This is a genomic window from Micromonospora sp. CNZ303 (assembly GCF_004345505.1).
Map to the genome: position 1 here is coordinate 433,171 of NZ_SLVT01000004.1, position 19,255 is coordinate 452,425.

At 67.1% G+C, this 19,255-nt stretch carries 18 protein-coding genes and 2 tRNA genes; 6 read left to right on the forward strand and 14 right to left on the reverse strand.

Going from position 1 to position 19,255, the window contains the following annotated elements:
- Positions 1-6: 6 nt before the first annotated feature.
- Positions 7-79 (forward strand) — tRNA-His (locus tag EV374_RS10305).
- 51 nt (positions 80-130) lie between these two features.
- Here EV374_RS10305 and EV374_RS10310 read toward each other — a convergent pair.
- Both EV374_RS10310 and EV374_RS10315 read right to left on the reverse strand, forming a co-directional pair.
- Positions 131-1,429, reverse strand: a complete 1,299-nt coding sequence (locus tag EV374_RS10310) for an Ig-like domain-containing protein (RefSeq protein WP_132233928.1) — start codon at positions 1,427-1,429, stop codon at positions 131-133.
- A gap of 298 nt (positions 1,430-1,727) precedes the next feature.
- Positions 1,728-3,005: an Ig-like domain-containing protein gene (locus EV374_RS10315; RefSeq protein WP_132233930.1), complete on the reverse strand. Its 1,278-nt coding sequence runs from the start codon at positions 3,003-3,005 to the stop codon at positions 1,728-1,730.
- A gap of 187 nt (positions 3,006-3,192) precedes the next feature.
- On the opposite strand from EV374_RS10315, the gene EV374_RS10320 reads away from it, so the two are divergent.
- Together EV374_RS10320 and EV374_RS10325 are read left to right on the forward strand one after the other, a co-directional pair.
- A tRNA-Lys gene (locus tag EV374_RS10320) sits at positions 3,193-3,268 on the forward strand.
- A gap of 277 nt (positions 3,269-3,545) precedes the next feature.
- Positions 3,546-4,178, forward strand: coding sequence for a hypothetical protein (locus EV374_RS10325; RefSeq protein ID WP_132233932.1), 633 nt, complete (start codon positions 3,546-3,548; stop codon positions 4,176-4,178).
- Between the two features lie 18 nt (positions 4,179-4,196).
- Here EV374_RS10325 and EV374_RS10330 read toward each other — a convergent pair whose 3' ends face one another.
- The 4 genes from EV374_RS10330 to EV374_RS10350 all read right to left on the reverse strand — a co-directional run bounded on the left by EV374_RS10330 (position 4,197) and on the right by EV374_RS10350 (position 7,895).
- Positions 4,197-4,985 carry an aminoglycoside phosphotransferase family protein gene (locus EV374_RS10330; RefSeq protein ID WP_132233934.1) on the reverse strand — a complete coding sequence of 263 codons (789 nt, stop codon included), beginning with the start codon at positions 4,983-4,985 and terminating at the stop codon, positions 4,197-4,199.
- Complete coding sequence (locus EV374_RS33315) at positions 4,978-6,831, reverse strand: methyltransferase domain-containing protein (RefSeq protein WP_486485671.1); 1,854 nt, start codon at positions 6,829-6,831, stop codon at positions 4,978-4,980. Before EV374_RS33315 ends, EV374_RS10330 begins: the two co-directional genes overlap by 8 nt.
- Positions 6,832-6,965: 134 nt before the next feature.
- Complete coding sequence (locus tag EV374_RS10345) at positions 6,966-7,376, reverse strand: GTPase domain-containing protein (protein WP_486485672.1); 411 nt, start codon at positions 7,374-7,376, stop codon at positions 6,966-6,968.
- A gap of 51 nt (positions 7,377-7,427) precedes the next feature.
- Positions 7,428-7,895 (reverse strand): hypothetical protein, encoded by a 468-nt coding sequence (locus EV374_RS10350; RefSeq protein WP_132233938.1) that lies wholly within the window; start codon positions 7,893-7,895, stop codon positions 7,428-7,430.
- A gap of 47 nt (positions 7,896-7,942) precedes the next feature.
- Here EV374_RS10350 and EV374_RS10355 point away from each other — a divergent pair, with 47 nt between their 5' ends.
- Positions 7,943-8,695 carry a YcaO-like family protein gene (locus tag EV374_RS10355; protein ID WP_486485684.1) on the forward strand — a complete coding sequence of 251 codons (753 nt, stop codon included), beginning with the start codon at positions 7,943-7,945 and terminating at the stop codon, positions 8,693-8,695.
- Between the two features lie 159 nt (positions 8,696-8,854).
- On the opposite strand, the gene EV374_RS10360 is transcribed toward EV374_RS10355, so the two are convergent.
- The 8 genes from EV374_RS10360 to EV374_RS10395 all read right to left on the reverse strand — a co-directional run bounded on the left by EV374_RS10360 (position 8,855) and on the right by EV374_RS10395 (position 17,884).
- Positions 8,855-10,630 carry an ABC transporter ATP-binding protein gene (locus EV374_RS10360; RefSeq protein WP_486485685.1) on the reverse strand — a complete coding sequence of 592 codons (1,776 nt, stop codon included), beginning with the start codon at positions 10,628-10,630 and terminating at the stop codon, positions 8,855-8,857.
- Position 10,631: 1 nt separating this feature from the next.
- Positions 10,632-12,446 carry an ABC transporter ATP-binding protein gene (locus EV374_RS10365; protein ID WP_165947738.1) on the reverse strand — a complete coding sequence of 605 codons (1,815 nt, stop codon included), beginning with the start codon at positions 12,444-12,446 and terminating at the stop codon, positions 10,632-10,634.
- 289 nt (positions 12,447-12,735) lie between these two features.
- Positions 12,736-13,680 (reverse strand): glycosyltransferase, encoded by a 945-nt coding sequence (locus EV374_RS10370; protein ID WP_132233946.1) that lies wholly within the window; start codon positions 13,678-13,680, stop codon positions 12,736-12,738.
- A gap of 124 nt (positions 13,681-13,804) precedes the next feature.
- Positions 13,805-14,341 (reverse strand): hypothetical protein, encoded by a 537-nt coding sequence (locus EV374_RS10375; RefSeq protein WP_132233948.1) that lies wholly within the window; start codon positions 14,339-14,341, stop codon positions 13,805-13,807.
- The gene (locus EV374_RS10380; protein ID WP_132233950.1) at positions 14,331-14,717 is read right to left on the reverse strand and encodes a carboxymuconolactone decarboxylase family protein; all 387 of its coding nucleotides are present in this window, start codon (positions 14,715-14,717) and stop codon (positions 14,331-14,333) included. The genes EV374_RS10375 and EV374_RS10380 overlap by 11 nt, the downstream gene beginning before the upstream one ends.
- A gap of 148 nt (positions 14,718-14,865) precedes the next feature.
- Positions 14,866-15,393 (reverse strand): aromatic-ring-hydroxylating dioxygenase subunit beta, encoded by a 528-nt coding sequence (locus EV374_RS10385; RefSeq protein ID WP_132233952.1) that lies wholly within the window; start codon positions 15,391-15,393, stop codon positions 14,866-14,868.
- The gene (locus EV374_RS10390) at positions 15,390-16,721 is read right to left on the reverse strand and encodes an aromatic ring-hydroxylating dioxygenase subunit alpha (RefSeq protein WP_486485673.1); all 1,332 of its coding nucleotides are present in this window, start codon (positions 16,719-16,721) and stop codon (positions 15,390-15,392) included. Before EV374_RS10390 ends, EV374_RS10385 begins: the two co-directional genes overlap by 4 nt.
- The gene (locus EV374_RS10395; protein ID WP_132233954.1) at positions 16,718-17,884 is read right to left on the reverse strand and encodes a glycosyltransferase; all 1,167 of its coding nucleotides are present in this window, start codon (positions 17,882-17,884) and stop codon (positions 16,718-16,720) included. The genes EV374_RS10390 and EV374_RS10395 overlap by 4 nt, the downstream gene beginning before the upstream one ends.
- 673 nt (positions 17,885-18,557) lie before the next feature.
- On the opposite strand from EV374_RS10395, the gene EV374_RS32470 reads away from it, so the two are divergent.
- Positions 18,558-18,725 carry a hypothetical protein gene (locus EV374_RS32470; RefSeq protein WP_207914010.1) on the forward strand — a complete coding sequence of 56 codons (168 nt, stop codon included), beginning with the start codon at positions 18,558-18,560 and terminating at the stop codon, positions 18,723-18,725.
- A 112-nt stretch (positions 18,726-18,837) separates the two neighbouring features.
- A complete protein-coding gene (locus EV374_RS32880) occupies positions 18,838-19,164 on the forward strand; it encodes a type 1 periplasmic-binding domain-containing protein (protein WP_486485674.1) in 327 nt (108 codons plus the stop codon).
- Positions 19,165-19,255: the final 91 nt, after the last annotated feature.

The following is a 19,255-nucleotide window of genomic DNA, read 5'->3' on the forward strand; positions in this document are numbered from 1 at the left end:
GGCATGGTGGCTGTAGCTCAGTTGGCAGAGCACCGGGTTGTGGTCCCGGTTGTCGTGGGTTCAATTCCCATCAGTCACCCGGTGACCGAAGGCCCCCTCCTCGCGGAGGGGGCCTTCGGCGTTGCGGGGCTCAGGCGGTCGGGGTGGCCGTGGGCTCGCCGCTCTCCTCCGGGGCGGCCTCGGTCGGCGGCTCGTACGGCAGGGCGCTGCCCTTGACGTACTGCTCCCAGCTCATGTTCCAGTCGGTCCAGCCGTTGCCGTTCTGGAGCTTGCGTTCCGTGCCCTTGACGGTGATCGGGTCGCCGACGCGGGTGTTGGCGAACAGCCAGGCGCCGTTGGCCATCGAGACGTTCACGCAGCCGTGTGAGACGTTCACCCGGCCCTGCTGCCCCTCCGACCAGGGCGCGGCGTGGATGAACTCGCCGCCCCAGGTCAGCCGCTGGGCGTAGTCGATCTTGGTGCGGTAGCCCTCCTCGGGGCCCAGCTCCTCGAAGGTGTCGAAGACCGTCTTGCGCAGCTTCTCGATGACCACCATCGTGCCGCTGGAGGACGGGGTGCTCTTCTTGCCGAGGCTGACCGGGATGGTCTTGATCACAGAGCCGTCCTTCGTGACGGTCATCCGCTTGGTCTTGTTGTCCACCGTCATGACCACCGCCGGGCCGACCTTGATGCCGACGCTGAGGTCCGCCCGGCCGTACCAGCCGTCGCCCAGCGGCAGGCCCCCGGCCTGGACCCGGTAGGAGACGGTGCTGTTCGCCTTCCAGAACTCCTTCGGGCGGTAGCGGATCTCGGTCGGGCTGACCCAGTGCCAGATGCCCTCCTGCGCCGGTACGGAGGTGACCGTCATCCGGCTCTGCACGTCGTCGCGGTAGTCCTCCGGGACGGCCCGGCTGAACTTCACGATCAGCGGCATGCCGACGCCGACGACCTGGTCGTCACCCAGGAAGCTGCTGATCCGGACCTGCTTGCCGGGTTTCGCCATGGTGGTGAAGGTGCTGGTCGCCGTCGCCGGTCGGCCGTCGTCGCCGGTCGCGGTCACCGTCGCGGTGTAGGTCTCGCCGTACTTCAGCGCGCCGGCGGGCAGCCAACTCTTGCCGTCGGCCGCCAGCTCGCCCTCGACGGCCCCGCCGGCGGAGTCCTTCAGCTCGACGCTGGTCTGCTCCGCCTCCGTCGCCGTGAAGGTGATGCCGGTGGACGCGGGCACGTCCTTCGCGTCGGCCTTGGGCTCGACGATGGTGGCCGCCGCCTTCGGCGCGGCGGGCTGGTCGTCGCCGTTCTGCCAGCCGCCCGAGGGCTTGCCCCCGCCGCCGTCGGTGCAGGCGGAGGCCAGCGCGAGCGTCACGGCGAGCACCGCCGCCGCGAACCCTCGGCGTCGTCGACCCCGCCGGTCGTCCCCGTGCCGGATCAGCTGGTCCTGGACAGCTCGCATGATTCCCTCACAGTCGTGGTCCCCGGTTGCCCATCGTCCCTCACTGACGCACCGGGACAGGTACCCGTTCCGCAAGGTGAATCGAAACACGCCGTACGAGATGTCCGGGTGTTGATAAGATTCGAGGCTTTGCCGAGGCTCGCTCGCATTCCCGGCCCGCCGTACGCGCCGGCAGCGCGGGCGCGGGCTCCCGGGGCATCGCCCGCGTCGCTGGCACGGACGGCATCGCGGCAGGGCCACGAAGACGGCGACCGGCCCGCGGGTGCGGGCCGGTCGCCGGGTCGTCGGTGGGCGTGCCTCAGAAGGCCGACCCCTCGCCGGCCTCCGGCACCGGCACCGCGCTGCCCTTGACGAACTCGGACCAGCTCTGGCTCCACGCCGTCCAGCCGTTGCCCGGCGCCAGCTTGCGCTCGGTGCCCTTGATGGTGATCGGGTCGCCCACCTTGGTCTTCCCGAACAGCCAGCGGGCGTTCGCCATGGAGACGTTGACGCAGCCGTGCGAGACGTTCTGCCGGCCCTGCACGTGCTCCGACCAGGGCGCCGCGTGGATGTACTCGCCGCCCCAGGTGAGCCGCTGGGCGAAGTCGATCTCCGTCACGTAGCGGTTCGCCGGGTCCGGATCGTCGCGGGTGTCGAAGACCGTGGACTCCTTCTTCTCCATCACGACCATCGTGCCGCTGGAGGAGGGGGTCTTCTTCTTGCCCAGGCTCACCGGCAGGGTGCGGACCACCTGGCCGTCCTCGTACACCGTCATCTGCTTGTTGGCGTTGTCCACCTTCATCTCGAACGCCCGGCCGATCTTGGCGGTCGCCGTACGGTCGACGTTGCCGTAGCGGCCGTTGCTCAGCGGGATGCCGGCCAGGGCGATCCGGACGGTGAGCGTGGTGCCGGGCTTCCAGTACTCCGGCGCGCGGTAGTAGGCCTGGGTGCCGTTCTCCACCCAGTGCCAGGCGCCCGGCTGCGGCGGATCGGTCTGCACGAACATGCGCTTCTGCACCGCCGCCCGGTCCTTCTTCGGGATCCCCGGGTGGAACTCGGTGACCACCGGCATCGCCACGCCGTAGGTCTTGTCGTCGAAGAGGTAGAGGCCGGAGCTGATCACCGACTTGGGCTTCGCCATCGTCGTGAAGGTGCTCTTGCCCTGGCTGGTCGTCCCGTCGGGGCCGGTGGCGGTGACCGTGGCCGTGTAACGGGTGCCGTACTTCAGCGGCTTCGACGGCACCCAGGACGAGCCGTCGGCGCGCAGGCGCCCCTCGACCTGGCCGCCGTTGGCGGCGGCCAGCGTGACGCTGGACACCTTCCCGCCGCCGGGCACCTCGGCGCTGATCTCGGAGCTGACCGGCCGGTTCTTCCCCCCGTCGGCCGGGCTCACCGTCAGCGGCGGACCGCTCGGCGCGGCCGGGGTGCCCGGCTCGGCCGCCGTGCCCGCCGCACCCGGTGTGGCGGACGTGGCCGGCGCGGTGCCGCCGACGAACTCCGCCTGCTTCTTCTGCTCCGCGCCGCAGCCCGTCAGAGCCAGCGACGCCACCAGGCCGAGGGCGCCCACCATCGCCCCGGCCCGCGCGAACATGCCCATCCCCACCTCTGTTCTCGCGTACCTGGCGCACATCGTGCCGCATGGTCGCCGCTTGTCCGCCCCCTGTCCTCGCCCGCCCGGCCGATTCGTCCACGAATGCCCGGTAAGCTCGGCCGAAGGGGGGAGCCGGGGATCGGATTGGAACCCCCGTCGGGAGGCATGCTAATCTTCTCCCCGTTGCCAACGAGCGCCGCTAGCTCAACTGGCAGAGCAGCGGACTCTTAATCCGCGGGTTCGGGGTTCGAGTCCCTGGCGGCGCACCAGCAATAAAGGCCCTGACCCGGTGGTTCACACCGGGTCAGGGCCACTCTTTTTATTCCCGGCCTTCGATGGTGCTCCGTGGGTGTGCTCGGTAGCCGTAGGACCGGTTGCTGTTCGCCGGGACACGGGGCGGTGCTCGTGGACGTTGGTGACTGCCGCGCGGTGCACCTGATGAGAGCTCGCCGTGGAGCGCCGCTGAGGGCAGCGGGCGTTGTGGGGTGGGCAGGAATCGTCGTTCGTCTGGTATCGATGCATGCGGTCCGGACGTAGGATGCGCGCGTGTTGTCGATCGACAAGAAGAAGTTCGCAGCCGGTGTCCGGTGGTGGCAGACGAAGACGAATTGGCCGAACGACTTCCACAACAGCGACTACGAGGTACTGGCCGCCCAGAACCCGGATGGAGATTTCCGGGACAACTGGTGGGCGGGCTTCCTGCCTCGGTTGACCGCGTGGAAGGCGTTGCGGCCGCTCTCCCAAGCCGACGTGACCGATCAGTTGCACGAACATCGGGACGACCTGACCCGGACCTGGCATCAAGCGTGCGCGCCGATAAAGGACCTGGACATCACCGGCGTGACCTGGGATCAAGTGCGGACGTTCCCCGAGGTGGCCGCGCGGATCAAGCCGACGAAGTCGGGGTCCGCGGTGTTTCCGTCGAAGTTCTGCCACTTCCTGCTTCCCCGGATTTTCCCAGTCTTCGACAACGCGGCGGTCGGTGGTTCTCGCACCTTTGAGGCGTACTTTAATTTGATCAAAACCACCTGGGAGGCCACGCCCGCTGCGCTTCAAGCCGAGCTGGTCGCGGAGCTATCCCAGCTCATCGAGGACCATGGGCGGAGTCCTCTGTACGAGGGCTTCCCGATGGCAACCAAGATCACCGAGCTTGCGCTCATCGGATCTCGCCACTCGTGACGTTCGCCGCTCGTGACGTCATCTGAGGGTTGTACTGCACAACCTCGTCAGGGCATCGAGGCGGGCACAGTGTCCCAGGACCTCTTGGTCGACTCTGTCGAGCTGGCCGTATTCATCGAGAAAGCTCCTGCTGAGAAAAGGGTGGCAGGGCCACATGCGAGTGGCGAGGCGTACGAGATCGCGCGCGGCCAGGTCGTAACGGCTGTGCTCGAAGTCGATCAGCCGGACGATGCCTTCGTCACCACGAATCAGGTTGCGGGGCATGAAGTCGAGATGGCACGGGACGGCTGGTAGGGGTGCAAGGTCCTGCAGGGCTCGCATGTGAGCGCGTACCTCAGCTCGGTAGCTGGGCGTGATTCGATCTCCGGCATGGGGGATCCAGTACTCGGCGCGTTCGGCGAGCCAGGCCGTCCAGTCCGGTTCGAGGCGGGAAGGTCCGGCGGCGTGCAACGTCCTGAGTAGCTGTCCTGCCTGCCGGTACGCGTCCTGCTCGGCCGCGGGGTCGAGCTGCCGCTGGCTGAGTGGGACGCCCGTTACGGCGGTGATGACGATGGCCGGTGGGTCATCGGTCGTTGCGAGCAGTCGGGGTGCCCCGGCTCCGAGGGCGGGTACCCAGGTGCGGTAAGCGTGGACTTCCTGAACGTGGCGTGCGGGCCTGCGGTGGATTTTGACGATCACCTCACCCTGCGCGGTCGTCGAGGCGCGTAGGGCGCGAGTGCCGCCGTGGCCGGGGTGCCAGCTCACGGGCTTGGCGTCGGTGTCGAGGAGACGTTGGCAGAGTGCGAGGTGAACGTTGAGGTCAGTCATGGCGGGGTCGAAGGTGTCGGGTGTCGTTGTGGGTGACGAGCTGCCAGATGGTGCGGCCGAAGCGGTTGGTTGGCCGCTGCCACTGGGCGACGGAGGCATGGTCGGTGACAAAGCCGAGCCGCAGGCAGGCGTTCCGGGGGAGGCCGAGGAGTAGGGTGTGCGCCGCTTCGACGGTTTCGCCGTGAGCGGCGAGGATGATGCGTTCACCGTCGTGGCGGCCGAGGATCTTCTGTAGTGCTGCGGTGGCTCGATCGAGGTATTCGTTCCAGGTTTCCGAGTCGGGGACGTACTGGCGGTCAGGGTTGTGCTGGGGCGGCCCTTGGAAAGAAGTCTTGACGTCTGCCCAGGGTCGGCCGTCGGCGCCGCCGTGGTCAGGGCCGCGGAGGTGGTGCAGCTCGGCGTACCGTTTCAAGTCGGCCGACCTGCAGATCTGAGGCGCGACGGCGACGCGGTAGGCGCGCAGACAGCGAGTGATCGATTGGTCAGCGAGGCGGCCGTAGGTCATGGATGCGGTGACCAGGAGGCCAGCCAGGTCGTAGCCGAAGGGCGCGAGTGTCAGGTCGTCGAAGTCGACGACGGCGATCTCGTTGCCGTTCGCAAGATAGTTCCGGATGTTCGGGTCCTTGAAGAACGTCACGGACTCCCCGGCTCTGTCGAGTACGGCGTTGATGACCGATCCGTGGATGCCCGCCGCGGCTGCGGCGTGGTGTAGCGCCGCCTGACGCGGGCTGGCGAAGTCGGGGATCACGAGTCCGGTCGAGGTGATGTGGGGTTGATCGAGACGGGCGGTCCGAAGTTCATCTCGGTGCGCGGCAGCGTGGAGCCGGCCGAGTGCTGCGGCGGCCCACGGAAGATCATCCACTTTCGGTGTGTGCCCCGAAAGCCGCTCGAAGATCAGATGCCGGCGGCCCCGCGCGACCAGCGCAGGTAGGCGTACGCCGGAGCCCAGGCCGGCCAGCCAGGCGTGGTGGGCGGCGGCGGCGGTGCAGCGTTCCGGGTCGTCGTACCGCTTGACGAAGGGGTCGCCACTCATGGCTGCACGGCCACGGCGTAGCTGACGGTGGATCGGGGTCGTGTAGGGCGGTGGGGCCAGCCGCTGCTGCAGGGCCGCTGCGAGGGCGGGGATCCCGCCGGTCAGGGTGATCCGGAATCTGGGTGTGGTGGTGAGGTAGCGGGCGAGGTGCGTGGCGTCCGCGAAGTGGAAGATGTGTTCCTCGTGCTGGACGTCGAGGACGGTCAGGTTGGTGGCGGCGATGGTGCGCAGGTTGCCGCTGTGGAAGCTCTCGTAGAGGCTCGGTCGGCTGATGGCGTGCGGGTCGAGGCCTGCGGCGTGGACCAGATGGTCGAGTTCGGCGTAGCTGTCCAGCGACTTGGTGACCAGGACGGCTGTACCGCCGGGGCGTAGGCAGCGGGCGATTTCGGCGATGGCCCCGGCCGGCGTCGGCGAGTGGTACAGGCAGAAGGCGGCGACTGCGGCGTCAGCCACTTTGTCGGGTAGGGGTAGGTGGTGGAAGTCGGCGCAGATCATGAAGCCTCGCGCGCTGGCGTGGCCGAGGCGGTCGCGGGTGGTGTCAAGCAGTGCGGTCGAGGCGTCCACGGCGACGAGCTGCCGGGGACGGAGCCGGTCGGCCAAGCGCAGGGTTGTGGTGCCGCGCCCGCAACCGATGTCGAGCACGGCCGCCCCGGGTGGGACCCGGGTGGCGAGTAGGTCGGTGATCGTGTCGGCGACGTCGCTTCCGCTGATCTTGGCGCGATGCAGCGCGTGGGTGCGGTCGGCAAGCCGGCCGTTGCCCCGGTAGAGGTCGCCGTGGACCAGCGTGGGGTCAAGGAACGGGTTGGCCGACATCCGGCGCCTCCCGTTCCGCTGCCGTCAGGTCTCGGGCTGGTGCTCGTCGTGGACGCGTTTGATCAGTTGAGTGGCCTGGTGACGGCTGGTGAGGGTGATCAAGCGGACGTGGGGCCCGTGCTCGCGGAGTAAGTTCAGGACTCGCGGGCGCATGGTGCGCCGGTAGCCGAGGATGTAGCGGACGAAGTTCCAGGTGATGCGGTCGTAGACGCCGTCCCGTTGGTGTTGCCCGCCCCGGTAGCGCCAGCGGCGCTGGACGATGCCCCATAGGCAGGTCCGGGCCGGTATGTCGAGGAGATCACGGTGTCGGCGGCGGCGAGCCGGATCGGCAGGGTGCCGGCATAGTTGCCCTCGATGATCCATCGTTCGCCAGCGACGAGTTTCTCCTGCTGGGCGGCGAACTCAACCTGCGGTAAGGGGTTCCAGTGCTCGTCGTAGTAGGTCGCGTCGAGGTGCGTCAACGGCGCGTCGAGGATCCGGGCCAGCTGGCGTGCGACGGTGGACTTGCCGCTGCCGCCGCAGCCGATGATGGCGATCCTGTCCATGGTGCTCCAGCGTAGAGGTGTAGTGCGCTCGTCCGGTGGTGACACGGTGGGTCATGACGGCACCGACTCCGGGTGATGTAGCAGGTAGGTGAGAACCTCAAGCTGGGTCGAGAGCCGAAACGGGTCGAGGCGCCGTAGACACCCCGCGATCAGGCTGGCGTGGTCACCGGTGCCGGCGATCTCGCTGAGCCAGCCGATGCGATGCCGCACGTCCGTGGCGTCGCGGACGATCAGCGACGAGGGAACAAGGGCATCGGCGCCGCGGACGTCACGAGGCAGCAGGGGCACGCAGCCAGCAAGGACGGCCTCGAAGATTCGTTGGGTCATCTGCCCTGCTTCGGCGTACCAAGCGGGCAGCAGCAGGACAGTGGCGAGCGCGTCGGCGTAGATCGCGGACACCCTGGGGAACGGAACGCGGCCGATGAAATTCAGATCCGGCCAGCGTCTGGTGTCGGCCCACTTGCCCGCGATCGGGTGAGGCAGTTGGGCGGCTGCCGGCGCGAAGTAGGTGTCGAACACGTGGTCACGGTCGTACTGGTTGCCGACGTAGACCAGCGGGGTGCGGCCTGGCGACCTGGTACGCCCGGCTGACGGTGCCCCGGGTCGATCCGATGACCTCCGCGGACCCGATGACGCGGCTGCTGGTGCGGTGGCTGGAGCGCACCACCGGCAGCCGGCTGCACGTCTTCGACATCACCATGCCGGAGGGGATCCCGGCCCTGTGGCTGATGCTCGTCGACGAGGAAGGTCGGCCGGGTCAGCCCAAGGCGTTCTGCGGTGCCGGCGCCCACCTCGACCCCGAGCGGGCCCTCTGGGCAGGGCTCGTCGAGCTGGCCAGCGTCGCCGACGCCACCCGGGACATGGTCGCCGAGGACACCACGGCGCCGAGCCTGGTCGCCGACCCGGACCTCGTGGAGCGGATGGAGGACCACATGCTGGTGGCCGCCGCACCGGAGAGCTGGCACCGCTTCGGCTTCCTCTACCAGCGCGACGAGATCCTGCCGATGGCGCGGGCGTTCCCCGCCGCCGAGCGCTACCAACCGGCCGACGACCTGCTCGACGACCTGACCGGGGTGGTCGACCGCTACCTCCGCGACGGCCTCGACGTGGTGGTGGTGGACCAGACCGCCGTCGAGCAGGCCACGGTGGACCTGACCTGCGTCAAGGTCATCGTTCCGGGGCTGCTGCCGATGGCGTTCGGGCACCGCAACCGCCGTGTCGACCTGCCCCGGCTACGTGACCTGCCGGTGCGACTCGGCTACCGGGACACCCCGCTGGAGATCGAGGAGATCAACCCACACCCGCATCCGTTCCCGTAGCCTCTGCCACGCTCCGACGGCCCACCTCACGGGCGGGAGGCGGCAGGATCATCCCCGCCCGTTTGACGGAACGCAGGGCGACGGCCACGTCCGCGTGCTGGAGGCCGGGGAGCTGGCCGATGGTGCCGGACAGGAACTCGTAGAGCGCGGCGTCGACGATCAGCGATATGCGGCCGCCTGCAGGCTGAAGCACTCGGCGTACATCCCGTTGAGCGCCAGAAGCTCGTCGTGGCTGCCGGACTCTGCGATCCGCCCGTCCGACACGACCAGGATCAAGTCAGCCATCCGGACGGTCGAGAACCGGTGTGACACGAAGACCGTGACGCCGCCGGTACGGATCCCCACGTCACGCGCCGCGTCGGAGTACCGATCGAACAAGGCATGCTCGGTCAGCGGGTCCAAGGCGGCGGCGGGCTCGTCGAGCAACAGCAGCAGCGGATCGTCGCGCATCATCGACCGGCTCAACGCGATGCGCTGCCACTGCCCGCCCGACAGTTCAGCGCCGTTGTCGTAGGACTTGCCCAGGTAGGTCTCCAGGCCGATCGGCAGCCGGTCGATCACCTCCTGCGCGTCTGCTCGCCGGACCGCCCGCTCCACCACGCCTGGTTCGTCGAGTCGAGGCAGGTCGCCGAGGCCGACGCTGCTTCTGGCCCGCAGCTCCAGCCGGATGTAGTCCTGGAAGCTGGCGGAGATCCGTCGGCGCCATCCCAGCGGGTCGAGCCGCCGCAGGTCGGCGCCATCTATGGTGATCTCGCCTGCGGTCGGCCGGTAGAACTGGCAGAGCAGCTTGACCAGGGTGGACTTGCCGGCACCGTTGTCGCCGACGATGGCCACGATCGTGCCGGAAGGGATGCGCAGGCTGAGGCCTTGCAGCACGTCGGTATTGGTGCCCGGGTAGCGGAACGCGACGTCACGCAGCTCGATGCCGTCGGTGAGGACGGCGGGCGGTGTCTGGTCAGCCGGCGGGCCGGGTTCCGGCGGCGTGGCGTCGCGGATCCAGCTCAACCAGCCGAAGGCGCGGGCGTTGCGTTGCAGCGCCTGGGCGAGCGCGACGGCGCCGGCAGCTTGCGCGTTAGTTTGCACAGCCAGCGTGATGGCGAGGACAACGTCGCCGACGGTGCGCTCGCCGCTGATAGCGGCGCGGACGACCAGGACGATGGAGCCGATGTACCCGAGCGCAAAGATCAGCTGACCGGTGAACCGCAGGGCCGCGCCGGCACATTCAGCCCGGCGCAATCGGCTGTCCACCTCGCGGCGGACCACCCCATGGCGGCGGCGGAGCTCTCCGCCGAGCCCGAAGAGCCGAATCTCCTTGGCAGCGATCGAGCTGAGGGCCAGATCGAACAGGTGCCAGCTCATGCGGGTCGACTCGGCGGTCACGAGTTCGGCACGTTCCAGCCGTTTCTCGGCCAGCCGCCCGGCGATCAGCGGGGGGGCACCGAAGACCGGCAGCAGGAGCAGCCACGGCTCGATGCGGGCGAGCAGCACAGCGGTCAGGGTGATCTGGGTGAGTAGCACCCCGATCGTCAGGACGGTCTGCACGCTCTGACTCAGCGTCCACGACTGCTGTCGGAGCAGCTCGAAGCGATCTGCGGCGTCCCGCCGTTCGTGCAGCGCCAGCCCGACCGGCCCGTGCGCCAGGTCGCCGAGCTGACGTTCGGTATCCTGCTTGTGTAGATCACCAAGCTCGAAGAAGAAGATGTGGGCGAAGTGCTCCATCGTCAAGCTGAGCAGGACACTCACGGCGGCGGCCGCCGATGTCCAGACCGCGACATCGGTCCGCCGGTCGAGGGCCGCGTCGACTGCCACACTCAGAAAGAGCGCCAGCAGGGGTCCACTCACGGCGCCGAGCATCATCAACAGGGCGGCGGTGATCAGCCTTCCCGGGCTGAGCCGCCACGCCGAGGCCAGCGTCGCGCCGACACTGCGCAGCATTCTATTCACCGCCTTCTCCCTCTTCCTCGGTGAACCGCGCCGCCTGAAGCCGAAACAGCTCCGCGTAGCGACCGTTGAGGGCGAGCAGCTCTTCGTGGGTGCCTTCCTCGACGACGCGACCGTGTTCCAGCACGACGATCCGGTCGGCACGGCGCACCGTGGAGAACCGGTGCGAGATGACCACGCTGGTGACTCCCCGTGTCAGGTCGAGGAACCGCTCGAAGAACGCCACCTCCGACCGCACGTCCAGGTTGGCGGTCGGCTCGTCGAGGACGAGAATGCTGGCGCCACCCTCGACGGCGACGAGAGCGCGGGCGATCGCGATCCGCTGCCACTGCCCGCCGGACAGTTCGGCGCCGCCGGCGTATCGCCGTGACAGTGGAGTATCCAGGCCACAGGGGAGATGATTGACGAAATCCGCCGCGCCGGCCTTCTCCAGGGCAGCCCGGACCACCTTGTCGGCACGCTCCGGCTCGGTGAGCATCTCGATCGCGCCGAAGGCGACGTTGTCGCGCACTGGCAACTCGAAGTGGGTGAAGTCCTGGAAGATCGCCGCAACCCGGCGCTGCCACGCCGTGGCCGGGAAGGTCCGGATGTCGACGCCGTCAGCGGTGATCGCCCCGGCCGTCGGTTCGTAGAGCCGGGCCAACAGTTTCACGAGGGTGGTCTTGCCAGCGCCGTTGAGGCCGACGATCGCCAGCGACCGGCCGGCCTCGATGGTGAGGTCGAGGTCGTTCAGCACCGGTAGCCCGCCCGGGTAGGCGAAGGACACCTTGTCGAATCTCAGCACCGTTCTGGGCAGTCCAGCCGGATCGCCCTTGCCGCTCTCGGTGGCGCGGGCGTCGGCTTCGCTCATCCTCTCGATCCGCTCCACCGACCGGTAGGCATTGAGGCCCTGCTCGGTCGCCACATCGGACTCGGCGATGAACCCGCCGATCCTCATGGCGGCCAGGGACGCCTGGAATACGAGTATTAACCCGCCCAAGCCGAGCAGTCCGGCTGCCGTTGCCTGAGCCGCTCCCGTCAGCAGCGCGCCCAGCAGCACGAAAGCGACAAGAACATAGAGAACGTAGGGGCCGTAGAACAGCCGACGCCGGGCCCGCCAGACCGGGAGCGCGGCGTCCGTGGCGGCCGACGTGTACTCCTGCTGCAACCAAGGTAGAAGGCCGAAGACCCGCAACTCCTTCGCCGCCGCGGGCTGGAGCAGCATGGTACGGAGATATTCGCTGCGGCGCCGCAGCCGGGCGGTGCTCCGGAAGACCTCCGTGAACACCGACAGGCCGAGGCGGTAGCCGAAGCGGATCGTCAGGGCCGCGACGAGCAGAGCTGGCCCGGCCCACCACACGAAGGCGACCGACGTGATCCCAGCGGCGAGCACGGTCTGTAGGTACCGCGAGATCAGCGCGATCTGACCGGCGCCCGCGGCACCCGGCGACCACATTTCGGTTCGCAGCCGGTCCTTGGCGTCGGCGACGTGATCGAGCAGCTCTGGATCCTCCATGACGGCCACGCCGCCGCTCGCTTGGGAGGCCGCCATCAACCGGTCACGGACGAGATCGTCGAGGCGACGGCGGATCAGGTTGCCGAGCAGTTCCTGTACCGGCAGCAGCAGCTGCACTCCGAAGAACGCGGCCGCCGCGAGGATCAAGTTGGTCCGAAGATCGCTCCAGGCTACCGATCCGAGCCCGCCGGCTACCGCGTCCGGCACTCGGGCGACCACGGCTGAGGTGGCGAGGATGAACGCGACCGGCAGGATCCCTGCGGCGATCTGGATCATCACGGCGGACGAAACCAGCGGCCAGCCGGCATTGGGCACCAGGTGCAAGATTCTCATTCGCCCGTCAAGGCGCGACCTGTGGCCGTGAACAAATTCCGCCCACACAGACCTCTCGTGCATCGTCACCACCAGGCGCCTCCCATGCGGCTGTGAACCCTATCGGCGCATGGCAGAGCCCTGCACGTGACGTGCCGACCGAGGCCGGCAACATCGACGACTTCGGCTTGCACAAGATGTTTCATCAATCTCAATTGAATGAATTAGTGACGTAGGGAGATGTAGGCGTAGTTGTTCATAGATGCGTTTCGGAATCGTCCCCCAGTTCTGCCTACGCGACAGGAGCAGGAAATTCGCCGACCTCAACCTCAACACGTGACCCAGGAAAGGCTGCGGGGGTCGACCTTGCGCACATCTCGAACTGCTCGTAGAGATCGGTCCAGTTGGCACCGACCGCAGGGTTGAAGATTGGCGCAAGCATGGCCTGCAGGATCACCTCGGGAGCTTCCTTGTGTAGCGCGATGAATAGGCTCAAGTTCTTCAGCCAGTCCTCGTAGAAAGGCTTATTGGGGCTCAGGGGCGGCCCTTGATGGTAGGCGAAGCTTTCTTCGTCGAAGACGATCTGCGTGCCGGAGCGCCCCAGCCTGTACCCCAACTCGGAATCCTCCAGGCCCCATCCCCGAAATTCCTCGTTGAACCCACCGACGCGCTTGTAGTCGACGCTCGGAACAGAGACGTTGCACGTGAAGAACAGATGCCACGATGTCTTCAGATCGCCACCTAGATCGCTCAGGCGACTCAGCAGGTCCAGTCTGATGTCGCTCTTGATCAAGCTGCCAAGGAATTCCTCGGCGCCGTCCTTGATGAAGCGATCGTCGAACGCATCCGGAGCCCGCAGGTATTTTCTGAAGCCGATGACGGCCTTCTTCTCGGGCGTGACGCGGTAGTGGCGAAGATGCCGATCGGTGAAGGTGGGCGGAACCAGTTGATCGCCATCGACAAAAATCAGGATGTCGCCGGTCGCCTCTTCTGCACCGCGATTTCTTGCGGCACTTCTGGACGACGTCGCGGAACGAGGAAGATGCAGGTAGCGGAACCGGGAGTCAGCTATCATATGACGCTGCACCGTTTCTGCTGTCGGGTCGGTCGATCCATCATCGACGATGAGTACTTCGAGGGAATCGGAGGCAGCCAGCTTCTGTGCACGGAACGTGCGAAGGCATCTGTCCAGCAGCACGGACGAGTTGAATGTCGGCACAATGACTGATGCCTTCATCGGCGGTCTCCATTCCAGTTCAGAAGCCGGAATTCCCGACGTGGGAAGCCGAGCATCAAGTTGCTAAAAGTTCGATGTCGAACCGCCGGCCCGACATTCGACGACCGACGGCGCTGCTGTCGGTCTAATCTACGGTTCCGCCGCGGTCAGGTGACCCGGTCGCGCCGTCCCCTGAAGCGTGACGGGATTCCGCGCGCCAGGTGCATCCGTCGCCTGACTGTTCGCACGACACAGTGACGTCCGATTCGACGTAGCGGGCGGCGATGGCGGTGTTGAGTTCCTGACAGTACGGACATGGTGATGCGAAAGTCAGTTTGACGCCGGCGCCGGCGGCCTGTTTGCGGTACCGCAGGATCCCACACTCGGCGTTGCGCAGGACGGTGCCAGAGGGCTGGGGCTCGCTGGTCACTGCCGAGTCGTAGAGCAGCAGTTGGCGCTGCAGCCGGGTCATGAAATGGATGGTGGCAGACTCTCCGGCGGGCCGCTGCGATTGCAGTAGGTCTGCAGTGATGCGCGAGTTCGCCTGGATCCACGCGGACACGCCCTCATCGCCGTGCACGCCGAGGATGAACTCTTCGGCGGCCGCCTGGGCCTCGAAGAACCGCTGGCGCCAGAGATCGACCTTGACGGCGGGGTCGAGGGGAGCAGGGTCACTGGTCATGGTCGGTGTCCTTGCCAGCGTCGAGCTCGGCGAATACCTCTTGGGCGATGCGCAGCCCGTTGTTGGCGACCGGCCAGCCTCCGTAGTAGGCGAGCTGGATGATGATTTCGACGATCTTCTCTCGTGGCATCCCGAGGTGCAGGGCGGCGCCGATGTGGCCGCGCAGCTCCCAGTCGGTCCGGGCCAGGGTGACCGCGGTCAGCGCAATCAACTCGCGCTCCTCGATGCTCAGGTGCGGGCGGGTCCAGATCTCACCGAACAAGTGATCGATGGTGAGCTGGAGGAAGTCGGGGTAGGAGCCTGGGCGGGGTTCACGGCCGAAAACGTGCTTGAACATGGCCTCACCCCGCTCATGTCGGGCAAGCGACTGGTCCATCGATCACTCCTTCGTGTTGCCAGGTGGCCTGTCGGACAGTGGTGAATTCCTACGACGCCACGAAGGCGACGAGCAGCGGTACGGCGCAGCCAGAACTAGACCCAACACTGCGCCAAGGCTGTGTGGAGGGCCGTGTCCCTGCCAGGTCTCAGAGGATGACGCTGAGCTTTCCGTGTTCGTAAAGACTCTCGTGGTCGAGCACCACGAGACGTCTCCGGACCCGGAACGACTCGCCCTCGACGGCGAGTTCGAGCCGACATTTTCCGACGTAGGAGTCAGAGCGCCCGTGCCCGAACCGGTACACGACGACATTCGCCGTCACATCGAGGTGCTTGCCCCGATCAGCCAGGATCTCCACGTTGCTGATCATCCGATTCGTCCGCGACCGGGGATTCTCGCACCACACCTCGCCGTTGAGGAGTTGCTCGATCCGCTGGCGCAGCCGGGCGGCGTTGTCGTCGATGAGCCCGAGCGCATCGGTCGACTCGCCCCGGACGTCGGTAGCCGGCACCAGGTAGCGGATGTCGTCGGTCAGCATCTCGTCGTACCACTCGTGCAGGCGCCACTCGTCGAGCAGCCGCGCCTCACGGAAGAGGAACTGGCTCACCCGGTGCCACAGCCGCATCTGGGCCGTCTCGTCGACCGCCGGCTCGGTGTTGATCGCGTCGGTGGTCATCGCCGTTGCGCCCCTTGCCTCTCGGCCCGCTGAGTGACGTGGTGAGCTTCCTCGTGGTCGTCGTCGCCGTCGTGCATCAGCCGGTCCCACTGCCGCCAGAACTCGCGGGCCGGGAGTTCATCGGTGGTCTCGGGGACATCCTTGGCCATTCCGCGTGACAGGTCGGAGTAGCGGAGCGTGCGATTGAGGTAGCCCCGTTGACAGGACTCGATGATCTCGATGTCGTCGGGGGTGGCGAAGCCGGCGGGACCGAGGAAGGTCAGATAGTGACTCTTTCGCAGCTCCCGGATGTCCGGATCCTCGTCCTTGGGGGCCAGCGCGACTGAGGTAATGGACATCTGGCCGGCGCCGGCCGGGTCGATCTTGCGGATGGTGATCCCAATCGCGTCGATGATCATCAGATTCGGGAAGATCATCAACGCCCGATTGGCGCCGGTGATCCGTTGAGCGCGTTCGGCGCCGAACCGTTCGACGAACCGTGCGGCCGTCGCCTCCATCCGTGACCTGACCTCGGGGGGGAACATCGGCGTCCAGTAGGCGAGCGGTCGGGCTGCCGCCGGTACCAACTCATTGGCGCCATGCCCCCGTCCGAGAGCGCGGGCGAAGCCGCCTCGTCGTCGCGGTGCCGTTGTCCCAAGCGACTCGATGTAGCTCACGTAACGCTTGTGCAGGGCGCGGAAGTGGTAGATGTCGACGCTGTTCTCCATCATGAGCTTCCAGTTGGCCCGAGCCCCGTGCAATTGCGCACCTTGGATCACCTCCATTCCCACTTCGGACTGGTCGGCGATCAGATCAAGGTACTCCGTCGCGCCCGCCAAATGCTCGGTCAAGGTGCGTGGCTGCTCGGGATCGAAGGTCGCGAACACGAAACCCCGGTAACTGTCGCTACGGTGCCGCGACAGGCCGAAGTCGGACTTGCGGAAGCCTGGGCCGTACCCGTCCGGGAGCGGAACTCCGACCAGGTCACCCCGGTTGGAGAATGTCCAGTCGTGGTACGGGCACCGGAACGATCTGGCCTGCCCGGCTGACTGCGAGCAGATCAGAGCCCCGCGGTGCGGGCAGCTGTTGGCGAACACCCGAATCACCCCGTCGGAGCCGTGCGCCATGACCACCGGGCGCCCTCCGACGTCACGTGACACGTAGGAGCCCGGCGCGGGCACCTCCGATTCGTGCCCTACGTACAACCAGCAGCGATCGAAGATCTTGGTCATCTCCTGTGCGGCCACGTCGTCGTCTGTATAGGCCCGGCGGTCCACCCGGAATGAGAATCTCTCAAGATCATCGAAGACGATCCGATCGCCCACCGGCCGCTGCAGTTCTATCGTCACTGCTCCCCCTTTCGCTGTAGCTTCTCGCCCATGCTGATGACCAGTTCTGCCGTGCGCGCGGCGGAGTCGCCGCACTCGGGCTGCGCCGCGCGCAGCCGCGCCCGGTAGTCCCGGCCGGGATCAAGCAGATTGGTGACAGCGTCAGCGACCGCCTGTTCTGTGACGTCGGCCGGCTCCAATGCCGTCCCGAAGCCCGCGGTTTCTACGAAGTGCGCCTGGATAGGCTGATCCACGGCCAGCGGGATCACCAGCATCGGTGTCGCCGCCCGGATCGACTCCGCCACCGAGTTGTAGCCGCCATGGGTGATGAACGCATCGGCGAGCTCAAGCACCTCACGTTGTGGCACGTACGGGGCGGTAAGCACGTCAGCGGGCAGCGCGAGTTCCTCAGCGATATCTCCCACTGAGGCGATCACCTGCGCACCGGTCTTCACCGCCCCCATGATCACCGTGCGGAGGAGGTCGGGCCGCCTGAAAAAGATCGTGCCGAAGGAGACGAACACCAGCGGCCGACCGGGGTCGATCTCCTCCAGGCCGGGAAAGGCGACCTCGTCGCCGCGCTTGCCTGCCGCACCCGGCAACCCGACCAGCTGCACACCGTCGTCGGTGACCGCCTCATCCCCGACGAGCGAGGGAATCGTCGGCATGAGATTGAGAATCGGCGAACGCGCCGAATGAGTCCGGGTCGACCACAACACTCCGCGCCTGGTCAGATAGTCGCCAACCTGTTCGTCGTACAGCCAGCGACCTTGCCGGCGCTCCCTTGGACATACTCCGCCCAGATTTGCCCATATCATCCCGTACCGCACATCGGATGCCTGCGCCCCGGCCATCGCTGCCGCCAGTACCGGCAGCGAATCGAGCAGCGTGAAGTCCGGCGCCGTCGCCCGCAGCGCATCAGCCACCTGGCCCGCCACCGGTGACGACTCGAGCATCGGACCGATCTTTGCCGGATCGTCGCTCCACGGCGCCATCTGGACCTCCCCGACCATGTGGACCTCCGCCGCGCCCAGGGCCTGGCGACGCTGCTCACCGAGCGCGCCGCCGTCCGCAGACAGCAGCAGCAGCACAACCTCATTGCCGGCGGCTTGGAGCGCATTGACCACCGGAATGTACGGGTTGAGGTGACCATGCTGAGTCGTGGTGAGGAAGGCGATGCGCACTAGATCTCCGATTCATGGAAAAATGAACGGGTGAACTCACGATCTGGGCCTGGATCAACCGCCTCGGCCGCGAATACGACACCCGGCCTTCAGAGGCGAGTCGAGACCGCTACGCACGATTGGCAGAACTCTGCCACGCAGTCGCGCAGGCACGCGAAAGCGCCCGGCAGGCGACTGACCCACCGACGACCAGATACTCATACAAGGTTTTACGCATTCTCACGATCATTGTGAGGACGCGGCCCAATCTATGTATCCTGCTCGAAACACGCTTGCTACAAGGGGCTCACCGTCTGCGCTGAGGCGACTGCGGAAAGTGTGCCCTAAAGCTTGATCAGTGTCAATGCTCCGAAGTTGTCGGTACGCCCGCAACGCCGCTGACTGCGACCGGACTCCGCCTCGACCCGCGGGCCGCGGGTCCGGTTCCTCCGCAGCGAAGGCGTGGAGGTCGTGGGCTTACAGACCTTCCGGCCGAGTCGCCGGATTTCATGCAATTCCCTTACCCTTGTGATGTGGTGGCCAGAACTTGAGGGATAGGGGTTCATGGCGGAGAAGAGACGCCGGTTTGATCCGAATTTCCTGCGGCTGCGGTCGGGATCGTGCGTGAGACCGGGAAGTCGATTGCGCAGGTAGCGCGTGATCTAGGGATCAACAGCGGCACCCTGGCCAACTGGTGCAGCCCGATCGTGCCGCTCGTGGCGAGGCCGCTGCCGGGCAGTTGGCCGAGGACGAGCGGGCGGAGCTGGCGCGGTTGCGGCGGGAGAACGCCGAGTTGGCGATGGAGCGTGATGTCCTCGAGCGATCCGTGGTCCTGTGGGGCAAGGAAGCGACGGGCCGGTGAGCGTGGCTGCTTTCATCGCTTCCCAGAGGACCGGGCATGGCTGTGCCGCACGCGCTGGCCTGTCGGGCGTTGGGGGTGTCCGAGTCGTGGTTCTGCAAGTGGCGGCCTACAAGTGAGCCTTTCGGACCTGCTGGCGATCGGTGCGATGCGGGCCGTCTTCGACGCGGGCCTGCGCGTCCCGGAAGACGTCGCCGTGGTCGGCATCGGCGACAGCGAGGAGGCGCGGTACGCGCGGCCCGCCCTGAGCACCGTCAGCGTCGACACCGCCTTGATCGCCCGCGAGGCCGTCGCCCGGGTCACGAGCCGGATCGCCCTGCCCGACGTGGCCCCGACCCGGATCATCGCGCCGCACACGGTGCTGGTCCGGGAGAGCAGCGCGGTGATGGGCGGGCCGTCCCGGTCCGCGCCCCGGGACGGCGAGCCGGCCGGCACCCGCTAGTACTGCAACGGCAGTTGGTCAGGGGTAGCCGCGTCGTCGGTAGTGGCAGGTTCGGGCTTGGTGTTGGCGTCGTCGGCGCCATCGGGACCAG

Bases quoted from the DNA above. Each gene is read 5' to 3' on its own strand.
- EV374_RS10310 (WP_132233928.1), bottom strand. From the start codon at position 1,429: ATGCGAGCTGTCCAGGACCAGCTGATCCGGCACGGGGACGACCGGCGG.
- EV374_RS10330 (WP_132233934.1), bottom strand. From the start codon at position 4,985: ATGACTGACCTCAACGTTCACCTCGCACTCTGCCAACGTCTCCTCGAC.
- EV374_RS10370 (WP_132233946.1), bottom strand. From the start codon at position 13,680: ATGAAGGCATCAGTCATTGTGCCGACATTCAACTCGTCCGTGCTGCTG.
- EV374_RS33315 (WP_486485671.1), bottom strand. From the start codon at position 6,831: ATGTCGGCCAACCCGTTCCTTGACCCCACGCTGGTCCACGGCGACCTC.
- EV374_RS10375 (WP_132233948.1), bottom strand. From the start codon at position 14,341: ATGACCAGTGACCCTGCTCCCCTCGACCCCGCCGTCAAGGTCGATCTC.
- EV374_RS10380 (WP_132233950.1), bottom strand. From the start codon at position 14,717: ATGGACCAGTCGCTTGCCCGACATGAGCGGGGTGAGGCCATGTTCAAG.
- EV374_RS10315 (WP_132233930.1), bottom strand. From the start codon at position 3,005: ATGGGCATGTTCGCGCGGGCCGGGGCGATGGTGGGCGCCCTCGGCCTG.
- EV374_RS10345 (WP_486485672.1), bottom strand. From the start codon at position 7,376: ATGGACAGGATCGCCATCATCGGCTGCGGCGGCAGCGGCAAGTCCACC.
- EV374_RS10385 (WP_132233952.1), bottom strand. From the start codon at position 15,393: ATGACCACCGACGCGATCAACACCGAGCCGGCGGTCGACGAGACGGCC.
- EV374_RS10360 (WP_486485685.1), bottom strand. From the start codon at position 10,630: ATGCTGCGCAGTGTCGGCGCGACGCTGGCCTCGGCGTGGCGGCTCAGC.